Source organism: Pseudoalteromonas luteoviolacea S2607, assembly GCF_001625575.1.
Taxonomy (GTDB): Bacteria; Pseudomonadota; Gammaproteobacteria; order Enterobacterales; family Alteromonadaceae; genus Pseudoalteromonas; species Pseudoalteromonas luteoviolacea_E.
In genome coordinates this window covers 98,300-116,526 of sequence record NZ_AUXV01000026.1, presented here as the reverse complement: position 1 = coordinate 116,526, position 18,227 = coordinate 98,300, and the positions used below count along the sequence as shown (strand labels likewise).

Genomic DNA, 18,227 nt, shown 5'->3' with positions numbered 1-18,227 from the left:
TTAACCTTCCTTCTCAATAGTAGTCAGGCAATCACGTAGGATTAAGCCATAATCATACTTGCCTGGACATACGAAGGTACACAATGCTAAATCTTCTTCATCAAGCTCAAGTGCACCTAATGAGATAGCACTGTCTAAATCGCCTGCGATAAGATCACGAAGTAATAGCGTTGGTAGGATGTCTAAAGGCATAACACGCTCGTAGTTGCCGATTGGCACCATCGCACGCTTAGAACCACCAGTAGACGTTGTCATCTTGAACAAACGGCTAGGAGCTAAGTGTGAAATGAAAGTACGTGTTACTGAGAATTTGTTGCTACCTGGCGCAATCCAGCCAAATAACTCTTTCTCACGACCTTCAAGAAGCACTGAAACCTGTACGTGATAACGACCAAGGAAAGCGTGAGGGCCGGTTGCTGTTTTACCAGCTAACACAGAGCCAGAAATGACTCGGTTATCACCGTCTTCAACTTCACCTGATACTAAATCTGTTAGCGACGCACCAATTTGAGTCTTAACTAAACGAGGATTCTTTACGCGAGGACCCGCTAAAGAAACAACTCGGTCAGTGTAGATCTCGCCAGTTAGGAACAGTTTACCAAACGCGATAACGTCCTGGTAACCTAAGTGCCAAACCTGCTTGTCTGCACCAACTGCATCTAAGTTGTGGATGTGAGTGCCCACTAAGCCTGCTGGGTGAACGCCAGCGAACTCATGAACTTCAACTTGTGACAATGAAGAGCTAGGTACTTTACTACCTGACTGCTTACATACGAAAACTTTGCCATCAGTTAAACGAGACACAACGGCTAGACCGGCTTCAAACGCTTCCACGTTATCAGCGATGATCACGGCTGGATCTGCTGCTAATGGGTTAGTATCGATGGCTGTCACGAAAATTGAGCTCGGAGCTGCACTAGGCACTGCTACACGGCTAAATGGACGTGCACGAAGCGCTGGCCACTGACCAGATTCAATAAGCACTTCTTTCACTTTCTCACGATCTAGGTTGCCTAAATCAGCAGCCGAGAACTTGTCAAAAGTGATTTGCTCATTGCCTTGTACTTCAATCACTACAGACTGAAGCACACGCTTAGCACCACGGTTAATTTCTTTAACTACACCAGAGGCTGGCGCAGTAAACTTGACACCTGGGTTCTTTTTGTCTTCAAAAAGAACTTGGCCTTTTTTGACTTGGTCATCCACGCGGACATGCATGGTTGGACGCATACCGATAAACTCTTCACCAAGCACAGCTACACGTTTGATGGCTGCGCCATCATGAATAGCTTGCTGTGGTGCGCCCTCTATGGGTAAGTCCAGACCTTTTTTTATGTTGATCATACGCACTTGCATTACATTAACGGAAAGAAATTGAAAAATCTTTACTTACCACGGCAGCTATCTCATCTAGTTTTCGGTATCAAAGAACTCGCCAATCATGATTATGACTTGACAAAAGCCAAATCAACCAAAAATAAGCGCCGTGATATATAGTCCTCACATATTTCCGCAATTTTAACATTAATCGCCCTGACTATGCGAGTACATTTATCAAATTAATACGACTTAACAATGGTTTTAGCTCAGTACAGCTAATTGCGATTAATTCAATATAGACCAAAGTGCTATTGATTGAGAAAGTGAAGTGGCGGGAATAAGGGAATAAATATAAAAAGGCGGAGTTTGAACGCTCCGCCCACTGTATGAAATTTATACTAAGCCATTGATTTCAGCAATAGTATTCACGTCGGCGTCATAGTCAACACCGTCTACACCAAAGCCAAATAATTTTAGGAATTCATTGTGGTAACCTTCGTAATCGGTCAATGAATCAATCGTATCAGTATCTACTGTGTCCCAAATGTTTTGGATACGTGCCTGAACACCCTCTTCCAATTCCTTGTAGTTTTGGAACAAGTGACCGCCGTCGTCAAAACGAGGCGTTTCACCATATAGGTTTTCATTGAACAAACCATGAATTTGCTCAATCGTGCCTTCATAAGTGCCATCTTCTTTAGTCACTTTAAATAGTGCAGAGATGTATAGAGGCATAATCGGAATCGCAGAACTCGCCTGCGTCACAACCGCATTCAAAGACGAAACATAGGCTTCACCATTTAAGGCAGCAGTTGATGTTTTAATCGCTTCAGCTGCACGGTCTAAGTCTTCTTTCGCTTTACCTATTGTTGCGTGACCGTAAATTGGCCATGTCAATTCTTTACCAATATAGGTATATGCCGTTGTTTTAAAGTTGTCAGCCAGTACATCTGCTTCTTTCAAAGCGTCTAGCCAAAGCTCCCAGTCTTCTCCGCCCATTACTTTTACAGTGTTGGCGATTTCGTCTTCATTTGCAGCTTCAACGCTTACTTCATCAATAACACGCTTAGAAGTGTTTAGGTTTTTAGTTGTAATTGCTTCGCCGATTGGTTTAAGCACAGAGCTATGTGTTTCACCCGTCTTTGGATCTGTACGACGTGGTGATGCCAAACTATAAATAACTAAGTCTACTTTACCCATCTCTGCTTTAATGGTTTCAACCGCTTTTTCTTTTAATTCGTTTGAAAACGCGTCGCCATTGATATTTTTAGACCATAATCCAGCTTTGTCTGCGGCACTTTGGAAAGCAGCAGTATTGTACCAGCCTGCTGAAGCAGTTTTCTTTTCTGTGCCTTCTTTTTCAAAGAAAATACCCAGTGTTTTTGCGCCTGAGCCGAATGCAGCAGTGATACGTGATGCTAAACCATAACCAGTAGACGCACCGATAACCAGTACATTTTTTGGTCCATTTTGTAATTCACCTTGCTGCTTTACGTATGCAATTTGCTCTTCAACATGGGCTGCACAGCCAGCTGGGTGAGCATTGGTACAGATAAAACCACGGATCTTCGGCTTAATTACCATTTTGTTTCCTACTAAATTTTGAATATGTTTCAAGTGATTTAGGCACATCTCTACCACATTAAGTCATGAAACTTGTCAAAGAGGGTGCCAAAAATTGCCTATAGTGTAATGTCTGATCGTCGAAATACAGGTCTGATCAGCTATTTATCAAATTTTGAACCACCTAAGCAGTTAGGTGACGCAGGCACTTGGTGCTCTGACTCGTCAAACTCCTCAGGGGTGTATGCATGAATCGCTAATGCATGAATATCGTTGGCCAATTCTGACTTTAAGACCTCATTAATACGCCTATGTCTTGGCAAAAGCCTTAATCCAGAAAACTCTTCGCTGACAACGATAACTTTGAAATGTGAGTCAGTGCCACGACTGTGCATATGGCTTTCATTAATAACATCGAGGTACGTACACGCTATGGCGTCGGCAAGCTTTGCATGAATTTGTTGCTGCATTGACATCTATACAGTGCCCTTTTCAGATTGGTCTTAGAAATTGCTTTATACTATACGCGGATAGACCGAATTAACCAACCGTTCTAAATGTCAGGTTTATACGACCTTGGGACACTTTAGCTTGCTTGGGTAAGCTGTGTTCAAAATCATGCTGACTGCGTCCAGACATCATTAAGAAGCTGCCCGTTTCTAACAGTATTGAATAGGTCTCGCGTGTCACTTTGTCACGAATTTTAAATAACCTAGAGGCCCCCAAAGATACGGATACTATCATTGGTTCATTACCCAGCTCTTGCTCATCATCACTGTGCCAACCCATAGTATCCTGCCCATCACGATACCAATTAAGCAATAACGCGTTAAATGATTGACCATACTGCTGCTGCAAACGTGCTCTGATAGAACTCAAAACAGGTAACCAATCACAACTATCTAACTGCTTTCCTGAATAGCCGTAATTGACATTTTGATCTGCAATAAAACATTGTAAGCGCGGAATGTGATGCAATTTCCCGTAAACACGTATCTCTGGCTGCTGCCAAGATAAGTGCCCACACAAGTATTCATATAACGCTAAGCTTTTATCAAATGAAATACCGTGAGGAAAATACTGAAAGCCTTCGGGCAAACATTCTTTGTTCAGCTTTGACATGTTATTATGCACCTACAATTTAGTGAAAAATATAGAACTATGACAACCGAAGCGGTACTTGCAAACCACCCGTTCATATTACATCGATTTCCTCTTGAACAAAAAAATCGCAGTCTACAAGCATGGGATGCCGCAGACGAATACCTTCTTGACCATATTGTATCAGAGTACCCGACTGCACAAAAAATCTTAATACTCAACGATAGTTTTGGTGCTCTGTGCTGTACTTCAAGTGTGGTCTTTCGTAAAGAGCAGGCGCTGCCAACCCTTTTCTTTGTTAATGACTCCTTTGTAAGCAAGGCTGCATGTCAGCACAACTTAGCTGAAAACCAGTTATCAGCTGAACACGTCACATTTTTAGACAGTTTGGAAACTTTGCCAACAGACATTGATTTAGTGCTTATTAAAATCCCCAAAAATGCGGGATTTTTGCAGTATCAACTCTCTCTTTTAAGTCATCTACCTGCGGACATTCCTGTCATCGCCGCGGGTAAAGCGAAAGAGATCCACACCTCAACACTAAAATCGTTCAATCATTTTTTATCCGAGCCAAAGACCAGCCTTGCGGTGAAAAAATCCCGTTTAATTTTTTCCAAAACAACTGCCAAGCCAGTAGATAGCAAGTTTCCCGTATCTTGGCCGCTTGAAAATACAGACTTCACGCTCATTAACCATGCCAATGTCTTCTCTCGAGACTCTCTTGATATTGGCGCTAGATTTTTCTTGAACTACCTTCCAGCTGGAAAAAAGCCGATGAATATCATAGATCTAGGCTGCGGCAACGGTGTGATTGGGCTGCAAACTCTAAACCGTATGCCGAATTGCAAAGTGACCTTTGTTGATGAATCAGCGATGGCAGTGGCGACAGCCAACCAAAATGTCAGCCACAATTTACCATCACGTTTAGCTGACTGCCAATTTGTGCATAATGATTGCCTCACTGATTTTGCACCTAATAGCGCCGATTTAGTGCTGTGCAATCCCCCATTTCATCAGGCTCAAGCCATCACAGACCACATTGCGTGGCAGATGTTTTTACAGGCTAAATACACACTTAGAAATGGTGGGGAACTTAGAATTATCGGCAATCGTCATTTAGACTACCAAGACAAGTTGCAGCGTCTGTTTGGGAACTGTAAGGTACTTGGCAATAATAAAAAATTTACCGTGTTAAGTGTAATTAAAAGGAGCTAATCTATGGCGAATATCATTAAATCACTGGCAGCCGTAGGTATCGTGACGCTTTTGTCAGGGTGTGCCGGCTCACCAAAGGCGGTGATCCTCAGTCCCAGCTACGCCGCAGGCCAAGTCACGACGATCAATCAGCCCATCTCTGTCAAAGTAGAAGACCTCAGAACTTCAAAGTTCACTGTCAAGGTACTCGACAAGGAACCGGCTGTATATTTACCTGATGCAAACCTGCCTGTTACTTTATCAGCGCTGATAAATGAAGCATTTAGCGCCAATGGTGCAAACATTGTAAACAACGCGAATGTGCAAATAACCGTTCAGATAAAGCAGTTTCTAGCACTCATTTCAGAAACTTATACTAAACACGAAAGTAACGCACAAGCAGAATTTATGGTTACCGTCACCAAAGGTCAAAGCACATTTGTTAAATCTTTTACAGGTAACAGAAAATTGACCGGCTCACTGAAACATGATCAGGCAAAAGTTGAGGGCCAGCTAAATATACTTGCCCAACAGCTTGTAACCCATATGATTAAAGACCAAGAGCTTATTCAATTCATCTCACAATAAAGTATAAGGAACACAGATGATCCGCTGCGCAATACTCATAATTACTATACTTACCAGTGCACTTGCCTTTGCAGGTAATAAAGAAGGACGATTTGTACAAAAGGACAACCTGTTTCCGAAAGTCCAGATCAACACCTCACTTGGCAAAATTACTGTGGAACTTGATCGCTCACGCGCACCTATAACTGTAAATAACTTTTTAACCTATGTGGTCAACGATGACTACAAAGGATCTGTTTTTCACCGTGTAGAACGCGACGAAGCCAATGAGAAAGACTTTGTTATCCAAGGTGGCGGGTACGATAAAGACTATGATGGCATGTTTGAAAGAAAACCCATCTTTAATGAAAGCGGTAATGGCATGAAAAACGATATGTACTCTGTCGCCATGGCTTATCAAGATAACAAACCACACTCAGGTACAAGGCAATTCTTTTTTAATATGGATGATAACAACCATTTGAATCCAGGTAGAGGTTGGGGTTTTGCAGTCTTTGGTAATGTCACCGATGGATATGAAACGCTCGATAAAATCATGCAAGTTGAAACTGGCTACAATAAAAAGCTGGGATATAGCTTTATTCCAAAAACAGCCGTCGTCATCTACAGTATTGATATTTTGCCAGCAGAAGAGTTCTAACCAAGACTATGGCGACCACAACAAGTATTTTAAAATACCTAAGTTATTATAAAGACAAGCGCCTGTTGACTGTATTTGCTTTTGGTATGAGCCAGGGGTTTCCTTGGGTACTGATCGGCTCGGTGATGTCTGCATGGCTGAAAGATGAAGGGCTAAGTAGAAGTCTGATAGGGCTGTTTGGAGTCGTATTCGGTGCTTATACCATTAACTTTTTGTGGTCTCCGCTTGTTGATAGACTTAAGTTGCCTCTCATTGGCACTTTGTTAGGACAGCGACGTAGTTGGATTTTCCTTGGTCAAATTGTCGTCACCTTATGTGCTGTAAATTTGGCTTTCGTGGATTTACAGAATCATTTGTTTCAAGCTGCTTTACTGTGCTTTCTGATCGCGCTTTTTGCCGCCACGCATGATATTGCGATAGATGGCTACCGTATCGATATATTACCTCAAGCTGAAAGTGAAAAATCAACGGCCGCTGCAGCGATGGCCACTTCAGGATGGTGGACTGGATATGCACTGCTTGGCGCTATCCCATTTTTTGCTGCCGATTTACCTAATGTTGAGTGGCCCGATGTGTATCTGTTGCTCTCTGGCATCATGAGCTTGTTAGTCGTTGTAACATTACTTGCAAAAGAACCTGAATCACATCGTGATACAGCTCAGGCCGAAATTCAAAAAGCCTACGAAGATAAGCTATCTACGCATGGCCATTCAAGGGTAAATAAACTCTTGGCATGGCTGGGGGTTACCATCGTTGCACCGTTTGTTAGCTTTTTCAAAAATAACGGCGTTAGCACCGCTTTAGCACTACTCTCATTTATTTTCTTGTTCAAGATTGGCGAAGCGTTTTTAGCCCGAATGTCCATTGTATTTTATAAAGAGATTGGTTTTAGCAATACCCAAATAGCCCAGTACTCAAAATTGGGAACTGGTTTAATCACCATCGTCTTCGCCTTTTTAGGTAGTATCTTCAACCACAAATACGGCATAGTAAAAGGTTTATTCATAAGCGGTGTGGCGATGGCCGCGTCTAATCTAATGTTTTCATGGATAGCCATTGCAGGTCCTAAGGAACACCTGTATGCATTGGCCATTGTCATTGATGGGTTTACTCAAGCCTGGTCACTGGTTGCCTTAGTTGCATTTATTTCTATGCTATGTGATAGAACATTTAGCGCGACACACTATGCCCTACTTGCCTCTTTGGGCAGCTTAAGCCGAACTTTGTTATCGAGTTACAGTGGTGTGGTGATAGACGACTGGCTGGATGGCGACTGGGCAGTTTTCTTTATTATTACCGCTTTGATGGTCCTTCCTTCCCTGATATTTCTTTATTTCATAAGACACAAACTTTATCAAATAGAGGCGTCTTATCATCAACAAAATTAAGGTGCATTTCCCTGCACCTTGCTTTTCAATCCCATTGTGTAGGATTTATAGCTCTTCTTTATTGATTAGTGAGAGGCCTTCGTACGGGTCTACTTCCAGTGCCTCACAATAACGCAAAAACTCAATGACATCTAAACGACGTTCTTGATTTTCAATTTTACCGATAAAAGAATGCGGCGTACCTAAAACCTGAGCCAGACTACGCATTGTGTGGCCTTTCTCATGACGCTTTGATTTCAACCATTTTGTTAACTTTCCGTTTTCTTCTGAAGAAACCGTTTTACCCATCATAAATAAACATCTCCTACTTGATGATTTACCTTAAACAGCTTCGTGAAATTTGCCCGTCTCACTCAGCTGCACATCGTATATTAGAAAAAATACTCGCTACAGACCCTACAGGTCTTGCGTATTTCCTGTTTTGCCAACAGGCCTTGTTCCTGTGTACCCAATTAGGTATAGACCATCTTAGCGCTAAAACCTAATAAAATTTTGAAAAATTATATTCATTTTTTTCATGTAGGGTACAAAGTACACTTTAACAAAAATTTTATATCTTGTACCAGTATTTGAAATAATTTATTTTCCTTTTAAAATTAGCCATTTAGAGCTAACCTTAAATTTAATTGAAAAATTAGGGTGCAAAAATGATTCGGATCTTATTTTTATTACCACTGATTCTTTGTTTTGGCTGGTATTACTTTTTAAAGGTCAATGGCATTCCATTGAAACAAGGTAAGCGGGGGTTTATATATATTCTGGCATTTTCAGCATTTGTGTTGGGCTTTTTCGTATTAATGATACACGTTACTAACCCTGCATAAAAAAGCCATGCTATTGCATGGCTTTTTCACTCAATATTGAAGGCTATTACACGCTAAAACTCGCACCACAACCACATGTCGTTGTCGCGTTAGGGTTATTAACAAAGAAGCGCGCCCCTTCTAGTCCCTCTGTATAGTCCACAATACCATCAACTAGATATTGAATACTCATAGGGTCAACGACCATGACCACACCATTTTTTTCAATTTCTAAGTCACCTGGATTTACTTTTTCATCAAAAGTGAATCCATATTGGAAGCCTGAGCATCCTCCACCAGTTACATACACGCGAAGCTTCAAATCCGGATTTTCTTCCTCAGATATTAGCTCTTTTACGCGAGCAGCTGCAGCATCGCTAAATTTAATAGGTAACTCTTCTGACATGTGCATTCGACCCTTGTACATTAATTAGCGGAATTATCTAATACCCGACTATTTTAATCAAGTATCTCCATTTGTACCTGTAATTGAATGAATGGCCAAGTGTAAACGAGGCGAACCGACATTTTTAATTAAAAAGCGAGATTTATGTCAGGGACTTAGCACTAATCTTTTGATAAAATCCAAGTATCTGTTCAACTCCAGCGAAACATTATGAACTTTGATCAAGTCAGACGCCGCCTTGCAAAACCAAAGACTTCTGCACAATTGTGCGTACTTGGCGTGTGTGCAGGCCTTATCGCTGCAATACTGATCATACTTTTTCGCCTGATGATTGAATTGGTGCAGTCAACCTTTTTAGACAATCACGATGATTTTACTACGTTAGCACAGCATCAAAGGTTATTGCTGCCGGTGGGCGCAGCTTTAGTAATAGCCTTGTTTGCCAGTCTTACTGGATTTAAACATTATCGCCTAGGTATTCCGTTTGTGATTAATCGCATCAAACATCATTACGGCCATATGCCAATTTGGAATTCAGTGAACCAGTTTTTTGGTGGTGGAATTGCGCTAATATGTGGATTTTCAGTGGGTCGAGAGGGCCCATCTGTGCACATGGGGGCAACAGGGGCAAGTGTCTTAACTGAGCGATTACACCTTCCTCACAACGCAGCGCGTACATTGGCAGGCTGCGGGGTTGCCGCTGGTATAGCGGCCTCATTCAATACTCCGCTGGCAGCGGTTATATTTGTGATGGAAGTTGTTTTAAGAGAGTATAAAATTCATATTTTCGTACCAATTATGCTCGCTGCCGTCACCGGAGCCTTAGCCACGCAATTTGTATTTGGTAACGTGTCAGAGCTTTCACTAATTCAAATAGAGATGCTTAGCTTTTGGCACTACCCCTATTTAATTATTTGTGGATTTGCACTTGGCGCGGTCGCGTTTGCATTTAATCAAAACCTAATGTTGATTATCAAAACATTTAAGCCTATCAGCATGTTCCCTCGTCTTCTACTCGCGGGGCTTATCGCAGGCCTTATCGGCTACTTGGTTCCTGAAGCCATGGGCTCTGGTATGAGTGCGATTAAACTTGCGGTAGAAACGCCAGATAACCTGCAGCTCTTGACGACTATTTTCATCGCTAAGTTAATGGCCACCCTGTTCGCCATAGGGCTAGGTATTCCAGGGGGTCTAATTGGTCCCGTTATCGGGCTTGGGGTAATACTAGGTACTCTCATGGCCTTTTTTGGCCAATTTATTTCACCAGATACCGCTGTTGCTGGTACGTATGGTGTCCTTGGTATGGCTGGATTACTAGCAGCGACACTGCATGCGCCTTTAGCTGCTCTTACGGCCGTGATGGAGTTGACATCTAACCCACAAATTGTAGTACCTGCTATGTTAATTATTTCAACGGCTTACGTGACAGCACTGCAAGTGTTTGGCAATCGCTCGATATTTTTGCAACAACTGGACTTTCAAGGTCTGCCTTATCAGGTGTCACCGGCAAAAGAGGCACTGCAAAAAGTGGGCATTGTCGAAGAGATGGAAGAGGACTTTAAGCTTTTATACTCCAATGACAAAAAACAAATCAAAGATACTTTGTCAGCCGTAGAAAGCCAAACGCCACTCATTGTCTATGACGAAGAAACAGGGTATCAGTTAGCCGAATACGACTTAACACTCGTGTCAGATGATAGCGCAACGATCAAATATATCCCTCTTCAGGGCTTAAGCACACAAGCGACACTTGCAGAAGCGTTTGAATTATTAAAAGACAAAAGATCTGGCGCAGTTTACGTTTATAACCAAAAAGACAGCCTACAAATCATGGGAATTGTCCGCTGGGATAAATTACGACACATTTTAACAATGAGAAATAGTTTACTTTAATCGAATCATAAGGGGCATTATGAGCGCACTGCTGATTTACAAAGCCTTGCACATCTTTTTTATGGTGGCTTGGTTTGCAGGTATTTTTTACTTACCAAGGTTATTTATTTATCACACAATGACCGAGGAAAAAGCATGTAAGGCGATGCTTAAAATTATGGAGAGACGCTTACTTTATTTCGTTACACCTTTTGCCATCCTTACCGGTATATTTGGTACCCTTACCATCGTTGAGTACGGGCGAGAGTGGTTTAAGTACAACATGTGGCTTCATTACAAACTGGTTTTCGTCATTATTTTATACATTTATCATGGCTACTGCTTTAAATTATTAGCAGACTTCAAGCATGATAGGAACATCCGAAGTACGCGCTTCTATCGCTTCTATAATGAATTCCCCGTTTTCTTATTATTGCCAATTATTCTGTTAGCAGTATTAAAACCTTTTTTTTAGCGTAAATATGGCGGCGACAGTGCCGTCATACTCACCAGATAGCTAGGAACTATGCTATTATGTCGTTCCAGTAACCTAGTGTTGCCAAGGTTATCTCGGTTAGGAGCGCAGCCTTGCCTCCTGTTGTCAATCTGTGATTAGGAATCGCCGCATGTTAAGTTTCCAAGGTGAAAACATCCTTTCTGTCAATCAACTCGATAGAGAAGCAATAGAACTTATTTTTGAAGTCGCCAAGCGCATGGAGCCTTATGCTAAAAAGCACAAGCGTACACAAGTGCTAGAAGGCGCAGTGCTTGCAAACCTATTTTTTGAACCAAGTACCCGCACACGTGTCAGCTTTGGTACTGCCTTCAACCTATTAGGTGGTCTGGTAAGAGAAACAACTGGTATGCAAAGCTCCGCACTGGCAAAAGGCGAATCTTTATACGATACAGCTCGTGTTATTTCAGCTTATGCTGATGCTGTAGCAATGCGACACCCTGATGCAGGCAGTGTTGCAGAGTTTGCTACTGGCTCCGATGTACCAGTACTTAACGGCGGTGACGGCCCCAATGAGCACCCAACTCAAGCATTACTGGATCTTTTAACGATTGATCGCGAGTTGGACCGTTACGGTCGCAGCGTTGATGGAATGCACATCGCCTTGGTCGGTGACTTAAAATACGGCCGAACGGTGCACTCTCTATCTAAGTTATTGTGCCACTATAAAAATATTAAGTTTTCTATGGTCGCGCCAGACGGCTTGCAAATGCCTGACTATGTCCTTGACGCAGTCACTAACGCAGGTCATCAAATTGAGTTGGTCTCACAAATGGAAGGTAACTTAGCGGCTGATATTGTGTATCAAACTCGAATCCAAGAAGAGCGATTCCCGTCGCAAGAAGAAGCCAATAAGTACCGCGGTGGATTTAGAATTAGTCAGGCTATTTATGAAGCGCACTGTAAGCCTGAATCAGTTTTAATGCATCCACTACCACGTGATAGCCGCAGCGATGCGAACGAATTAGACAACGATTTAAATGCCAATGATAACTTGGCTATTTTTAGACAAGTACAAAATGGCGTGCTGATCCGTATGGCGCTTTTCGCACTCACATTAGGTGTAGAAAACAAGGTGCAACAATACGAAACAAATGTACCTTGGTTCAGCAGAAAACGCCAAAGTTAATCAAAAAGGACACATTATGACAATTAGCCAGAATTTATTTGAGCGTGCCCAATCTTCTATCCCAGGTGGTGTAAACTCGCCAGTTAGAGCTTTTAATGGTGTTGGTGGTACACCTTTGTTCATCACAAAAGCTGAAGGCCCTTTTACTTTTGATGCTGACAATAATCGCTATATTGATTACGTAGGTTCTTGGGGGCCAATGATCCTTGGCCATAATCACCCTGAAATAAAGCAAGCTGTATTAGCTGCAGTAGAAAATGGCTTAAGCTACGGCGCGCCAACAGAAACTGAAATTTTAATGGCTGAGAAAGTAAAGGAGCTAGTACCTTCAATAGAAAAAGTTCGAATGGTTAGCTCTGGTACTGAAGCTACTATGAGTGCAATTCGCCTCGCTCGAGGTTTCACTGGTAGAGATAAAATTCTTAAATTTGAAGGCTGTTACCACGGTCATGCAGACTCTCTGCTAGTTAAAGCAGGCTCAGGCGCACTGACTATGGGCGTGCCAAATTCTCCTGGCATCCCTGCAGATTTCGCCAAGCACACCCTGACCGTCTCCTTTAACAACTTGGAAGAAGTCAAAGCGATTTTTGAACAGTATAAAGATCAAATCGCCTGTGTGATTGTTGAACCGGTTGCAGGCAACATGAACTGTATTCCACCAGTGGAAGGGTTCTTGGAAGGTTTGCGTTCAGTGTGTACTGACCATCAATCTGTCCTCATTTTTGATGAAGTTATGACTGGCTTTAGAGTCGCACTTGGTGGTGCGCAGCAATACTACAATATCGAACCAGACCTGACATGCTTGGGCAAAGTGATTGGTGGTGGTATGCCTGTCGGCGCATTTGGTGGCAAACAAGAGATCATGGATTTCATCGCGCCCGTTGGGCCTGTATATCAAGCGGGTACTTTATCTGGCAACCCAATTGCAATGGCGGCTGGGCTAAAAGCGCTAGAGCTACTGGCTGAGCCTGGTTTGCATGAAGCACTTGAGGCAAAGTCTAAAGCACTGTGTGCAGGCTTCCAAGCTGCAGCCGATAAGCATAATATCCCACTGACTACGAACTATGCTGGTGGTATGTTCGGGTTCTTCTTTACCTCAGCGGAACGCGTTGACAGCTATCAGCAAGCTACAGAATGTGACTTAGAGAAGTTCAAACGCTTCTTCCATTTAATGCTTGAAGAAGGTGTTTACCTTGCACCATCAGCATTTGAGGCAGGTTTTGTAAGCACCATGCACAGCGAGCAAGATATCGAAGCAACAATTGAAGCCGCAGATCGTGCTTTTGCAAAGTTGGTCGCTTAACAGCTGAACTCCTAAATTAAGCTAAAAATGAGCAAATAAAAGCCCTATAAGGGCTTTTTTTTCACTCACGAAAAAAAATATTAATTCTTTGAACTATTCTTTGTATTAACAAGGTCTTTATCTCGTGACTCAATAACAAAGAATTAAATTATGACAGGACTCAGATCAGTTTGTAGCCCCGCCATTGCGTTTATGGCGCAGTTAAAGTACAAAACAAAAATCAGCTTAGTCTTTGGTATTCTTATTTTACCACTGGCACTTAGTTTATTTTTCTTAAATTCCACATTGACGCATTCTATTGAGGTTAGCAAACAGCAGCAGCAAGGGTTAAACCTGTACCCCCAATTACTTGAAAATATCATCAATAACCGTCAAAGCGAAAATCAAGAAATACTGGCTCGCAGTGGTTTGATGGTAAATAGTCAAGCGTCAAACACCCCTTTGGAGCAAGTGTCAATTGCATCGAAGCTTGCCATAGACAATGACCTGAGCCGCTCTTACCTCAACCGCTCCTTGGTGGAGTCGTTACCCAAGTTGGTATATCAAGTCAATAATATTGCTGAACAGGCAAACGCGATTATTGCCAGAGGCCGATTTACCCCGGATTCATTTATCGCCTTGTCCAACCTTAATAAAGCGCTACCTATAGTGAAAGGCCAACTGTTAGATAAACTCGAAGTCGCCACATTGGAAAATAGCCATGTAAAAGCACAACTCTCTGATCAGGTAGATACGTTGAACCGTGCGTTAGATAGTTATCAACTAGCGATTCGCACTAAACTCCTCGAGCCCGATGATATTGAATTAAGTGCGGCCGCTTTCACCAGCGCTCATCAAGATGTACAAAGAAAAACGCGTACACTCGTAGAAGTCGCCTTGCCGACACTAAAAAGCCTTTTACAAGAAAAGCTTGAGCAAGAACAGATGATTCGAAATGTGGTCGCTACTGCCTCAATTATTAGCTTATTAGTGGCGCTGTATTTAATGCTAGGCTTTTACTTTGCTGTCGTCGATACGATTTCGGAGTTTTCAGTTTCTGCCCAAAAAGCGGCTCAGGGAGATTTACGCGCGAAAGCACAGTCTCACGGGGATGACGAGTTGAATGACATTGTAGCCCAGTATAACCGTGTGCTAGATGCGTTTACTGAACTTTTGGGAGATGTGCACAACACTTCTAGTGACTTGCACAATGCGACAGACAAACTGAGCCACATTAGCCAAGACACTCGCCATGATGTCGAACAACAACAAATAAAAATAACCGGGATCCATACTGCCTTATCTGACATGGCCAATGCCGCTGATGCTGTTGAAAGCTCTGCTCAACATGCCACTGAATTAGCGAGCACTGCGGCTGAGCAAGTCAAACAAGGTAGCATTAATACAACCGAACTTGCGCAGCATATGACGGTACTTCAGCAAGAGTTTGAAGAAAGCAGGCAAGCGCTCGATAAATTGGCTCAAGATAGTCAAAACATCAGCAAAGTTAGCCTAGGGATCAGTGAAATTGCGGAGCAAACTAACCTACTAGCCCTGAATGCAGCTATAGAAGCGGCTCGAGCAGGTGAACAAGGTCGTGGTTTTGCGGTTGTTGCTGACGAAGTGCGTACATTAGCAAAGCGGACCCAACAACAAACTGAAGAGATCCACTCCATCATCAAGTCTTTGCAAAACGCATCAAATGATACGCAGCAAAAAATGCTCAGTAGCGTTGAAAAAATGGAGCGCGGTGTAACTGCTGCAACGCAAACCAACGCCATATTAAGTGCAGCAGAGCAAAGTATGACAGACATTGATCAACAAGGTCATGTTATTAGAGAGCTTGTTCAACAGCAAACCCAAGCTACGCAACAAGCACTGTCGGAGTCTAGTGAAATAAGCTCTCTGGCCGAGCACACACTAGGCAGCGCTGAGGCAACTCAGGATGATGCCCATCAACTGAGTAACATGGCTGCTCATTTGAAGTCAGCCATGAGCCAATTTAGAACTTAATTAGTTACATTTTGGTTTTGGGTCAAACAATTCGGCTCTTAGCGGGAGCTGGATTGTTGGTCCGCAGTGCGGTGCAGCCTGTTTGCCTGTTTGTTTGTTGACGAATGCCCAGCGAATACCCTCTGGCCTCTCATCTGCAATTGCTTGTGGGTTAAGCGGTTTAAGGTATCGGATATACAGCTCGAGCGCCCCCCTGCCCCCAGTCAGTTTAGCTGGCTTGTTATCGTCTCTTCCAATCCATGTTACGGTCACAGTATTATGATCAAACCCCGCAAACCAACTGTCTCTTAAGTCATTACTGGTGCCCGTTTTCCCCGCTAATTGTATCGCTGGGAAGTGTTGATTTAATCGTTTGCCTGTTCCACTTTTTGTTACCCTTTTTAAGCCATAGTTGGTCATATAAACAGAAGCGGGATCGAACCGAGGCGCTTTTTCGGGTTGATGTTTATAGAGCATCTTGCCAGTAGCATCAGTGATAGCGGAGATACTGGTCAAGGCACTAAAGCGGCCATTTGCTGCCATTGTTGTATACATTTGCGCAACGTCAAAACTAGAGAGCTCTACTGCACCCAATAACATAGACGGGTAAGTCGGTATATTTCCTGCAACACCTAGCTCTGTTATCGTATTGGCGACCTCATGGACACCAACATCTAATCCCAAATTAACCGCTGGGATGTTCAAGCTTTCACTAAAAGCGCGATATAACGGTACTTGCCCTCTAAATTTATGATCAAAGTTTTCAGGTGCCCACGTTTTACCTGCCGTATTCGTGACTTGTAGCGGTGAGTCATCTACCAGTGAGCCTAAATTGTAGTCCTGTTGTAGCGCTGTTAAATAGATAGCAGGTTTAACCAGTGAACCAACGCTGCGCTTTGTGTCCAACACCCGATTAAAACCTGAGAAACGCATTTGCCTTCCTGAAACCAGAGCCGAAACCCCTGATTTTTCGGAATTGACTGACAACATAGCCACTTCTAACCCTGAAGTGTTAAAACGTCTCTCCAAGTATGGCAAGCCTGAGGTTATAGCCTCTTCCATCGCACTTTGCTTTTGTAACTCGAAATAAGTAAATATCCTTATCCCAGCATGAATCACATCTTCATTCGGAATTATTTTTTTTACTTCTCGATTCACCAGTTCCAAATAGCCGGGATAGGATTGAAGTAAGCTCTCTTTTAATGGCTGGATCTCAATTTTACGCTCAAGTGCACTGCGATACTCTGTGGTAGTAATAATTCCATTTTCAGCCATCAGCCTGAGAACTAGGTCTCGACGCTCCATCGTGCGCTCCGCATAGCGCCTCGGATTATAGTACGATGGCCCCTTGACCATAGCCACTAGCAGGGCAATTTGGTCAAACTCGAGTTCATCAACTGGCTTGGCAAAGTAGAATTCTGAGGCAAGGCCCATACCATGAACCCCTTGATTGTATGCCTGACCTAAATACACTTCATTTAAATAGGCCTCAAGGATCTCGTCTTTGCCGTATCGATAATCTAATATCAGCGCGATAAATGCTTCATTGATTTTGCGCACCAAAGAGCGTTCGCGAGTTAAGTAAAAGTTTTTCGCCAATTGTTGAGTAAGTGTACTGCCACCTTGTACTGTACGCCCGGCCCTGATATTGCTATAAAGTGCACGCATAATTGACCACAGAGATACACCGTGATGCTCGTAAAAGTTGCGGTCTTCAACGACTAGCAAAGCTTCTTTCAAAACATTAGGAAACTTACTCAATGGTACAAACTCTCGGTCTTGGTTGGTTTCATTACCAATGCGTGCAATCTGTACAGGCTCAAGTCTAGCGGTGGACACTCTTCTGCCACCTTTGTCCACGATACTCGCCAGTTTTTTACCAGCAAAGTTAAGCGTGAATTCAGTGGCAACTTCATTACCTTCATAAAATTCAAATGCGCGCCGATAAACAGTAATAGTGCGACCCTGAACAAGGTATTGGCCGGTGCGTTTAATACGGTTCACTCGCGAGTAGTTAAGTCGCTCAAGTTCCCAAATAACTTCATCTTCAGATAAGTATTGATCAGGATGAAATGTCATTGCTCGCGCGTAAACTTGCACTGGTAACTGCCATTTATTTCCTTCAAACTGTTTACTCACTTTGGCATCGAGATAAATAACATACAGGGCAATGGCACAACAAACTGCTAAGCCGCCTTTCCAGAATAAAGACCATAGAGTTTTTAAAAGCTGAGACTTAAAATGACTAAGGCGCTGTTTTAAAGAAGGTGAAGACGTTTTCGATTTAGAAGGTTTTCGAGTTGCTTTTTTAGGCTTGGGCTTGGCACCAGTAGTACGCTTTTTATCTGACATGTACCTATACAATTTTCGCTGTATTTTCAATGATGCTAGATTAACGTAGATTAACCGCCACTGAAACTAAAAAAGCGAGCTTA

Annotated in this window: 16 protein-coding genes; 9 read left to right on the top strand and 7 right to left on the bottom strand. The window is 42.7% G+C overall.

What is annotated here, in order from left to right; genetic code table 11:
* The 4 genes from N480_RS14295 to N480_RS14280 form a co-directional block, all read right to left on the bottom strand.
* Window positions 1-1,344 (bottom strand): Na(+)-translocating NADH-quinone reductase subunit A, encoded by a 1,344-nt coding sequence (locus N480_RS14295; RefSeq protein WP_063373196.1) that lies wholly within the window; start codon window positions 1,342-1,344, stop codon window positions 1-3.
* Between the two features lie 369 nt (window positions 1,345-1,713).
* Window positions 1,714-2,904, bottom strand: a complete 1,191-nt coding sequence (gene fabV / locus N480_RS14290; RefSeq protein ID WP_063373160.1) for an enoyl-ACP reductase FabV — start codon at window positions 2,902-2,904, stop codon at window positions 1,714-1,716.
* A 140-nt stretch (window positions 2,905-3,044) separates the two neighbouring features.
* Entirely contained in the window at window positions 3,045-3,359 is a 315-nt protein-coding gene (locus N480_RS14285) for a BolA family protein (protein ID WP_063373159.1), read from the bottom strand.
* A 64-nt stretch (window positions 3,360-3,423) separates the two neighbouring features.
* The gene (locus N480_RS14280; protein WP_063373158.1) at window positions 3,424-4,005 is read right to left on the bottom strand and encodes an alpha-ketoglutarate-dependent dioxygenase AlkB family protein; all 582 of its coding nucleotides are present in this window, start codon (window positions 4,003-4,005) and stop codon (window positions 3,424-3,426) included.
* A 39-nt stretch (window positions 4,006-4,044) separates the two neighbouring features.
* On the opposite strand from N480_RS14280, the gene N480_RS14275 reads away from it, so the two are divergent.
* The 4 genes from N480_RS14275 to N480_RS14260 are packed head-to-tail and all read left to right on the top strand — an operon-like array spanning window position 4,045 to window position 7,794.
* Entirely contained in the window at window positions 4,045-5,199 is a 1,155-nt protein-coding gene (locus tag N480_RS14275) for a methyltransferase (protein ID WP_063373157.1), read from the top strand.
* A 3-nt stretch (window positions 5,200-5,202) separates the two neighbouring features.
* Window positions 5,203-5,766 (top strand): YajG family lipoprotein, encoded by a 564-nt coding sequence (locus tag N480_RS14270; protein ID WP_063373156.1) that lies wholly within the window; start codon window positions 5,203-5,205, stop codon window positions 5,764-5,766.
* Window positions 5,767-5,782: 16 nt separating this feature from the next.
* A complete protein-coding gene (locus tag N480_RS14265) occupies window positions 5,783-6,406 on the top strand; it encodes a peptidylprolyl isomerase (RefSeq protein ID WP_063373155.1) in 624 nt (207 codons plus the stop codon).
* 8 nt (window positions 6,407-6,414) lie between these two features.
* The gene (locus tag N480_RS14260; protein ID WP_063373154.1) at window positions 6,415-7,794 is read left to right on the top strand and encodes an AmpG family muropeptide MFS transporter; all 1,380 of its coding nucleotides are present in this window, start codon (window positions 6,415-6,417) and stop codon (window positions 7,792-7,794) included.
* A gap of 45 nt (window positions 7,795-7,839) precedes the next feature.
* On the opposite strand, the gene N480_RS14255 is transcribed toward N480_RS14260, so the two are convergent.
* Window positions 7,840-8,085, bottom strand: a complete 246-nt coding sequence (locus N480_RS14255; protein WP_023399554.1) for a helix-turn-helix domain-containing protein — start codon at window positions 8,083-8,085, stop codon at window positions 7,840-7,842.
* Window positions 8,086-8,664: 579 nt separating this feature from the next.
* On the bottom strand, window positions 8,665-9,003 hold the full coding sequence (gene erpA, locus N480_RS14250; protein ID WP_063373153.1) for an iron-sulfur cluster insertion protein ErpA: 339 nt from the start codon (window positions 9,001-9,003) through the stop codon (window positions 8,665-8,667).
* Between the two features lie 210 nt (window positions 9,004-9,213).
* Between erpA and N480_RS14245 the strand changes: the two genes are divergently transcribed.
* From N480_RS14245 to N480_RS14225, 5 genes are all read left to right on the top strand, one after another.
* Window positions 9,214-10,896, top strand: a complete 1,683-nt coding sequence (locus N480_RS14245; protein ID WP_063373152.1) for a chloride channel protein — start codon at window positions 9,214-9,216, stop codon at window positions 10,894-10,896.
* A gap of 19 nt (window positions 10,897-10,915) precedes the next feature.
* Window positions 10,916-11,350, top strand: a complete 435-nt coding sequence (locus N480_RS14240) for a CopD family protein (RefSeq protein ID WP_063373151.1) — start codon at window positions 10,916-10,918, stop codon at window positions 11,348-11,350.
* A gap of 151 nt (window positions 11,351-11,501) precedes the next feature.
* The gene (locus N480_RS14235) at window positions 11,502-12,518 is read left to right on the top strand and encodes an aspartate carbamoyltransferase (RefSeq protein ID WP_063373150.1); all 1,017 of its coding nucleotides are present in this window, start codon (window positions 11,502-11,504) and stop codon (window positions 12,516-12,518) included.
* 16 nt (window positions 12,519-12,534) lie between these two features.
* Window positions 12,535-13,821 carry a glutamate-1-semialdehyde 2,1-aminomutase gene (gene hemL / locus N480_RS14230; protein ID WP_063373195.1) on the top strand — a complete coding sequence of 429 codons (1,287 nt, stop codon included), beginning with the start codon at window positions 12,535-12,537 and terminating at the stop codon, window positions 13,819-13,821.
* A gap of 150 nt (window positions 13,822-13,971) precedes the next feature.
* Window positions 13,972-15,813, top strand: coding sequence for a methyl-accepting chemotaxis protein (locus N480_RS14225; RefSeq protein ID WP_063373149.1), 1,842 nt, complete (start codon window positions 13,972-13,974; stop codon window positions 15,811-15,813).
* On the opposite strand, the gene mrcB is transcribed toward N480_RS14225, so the two are convergent.
* The gene (gene mrcB / locus N480_RS14220) at window positions 15,814-18,144 is read right to left on the bottom strand and encodes a penicillin-binding protein 1B (RefSeq protein ID WP_063373148.1); all 2,331 of its coding nucleotides are present in this window, start codon (window positions 18,142-18,144) and stop codon (window positions 15,814-15,816) included.
* Window positions 18,145-18,227 lie beyond the last annotated feature (83 nt).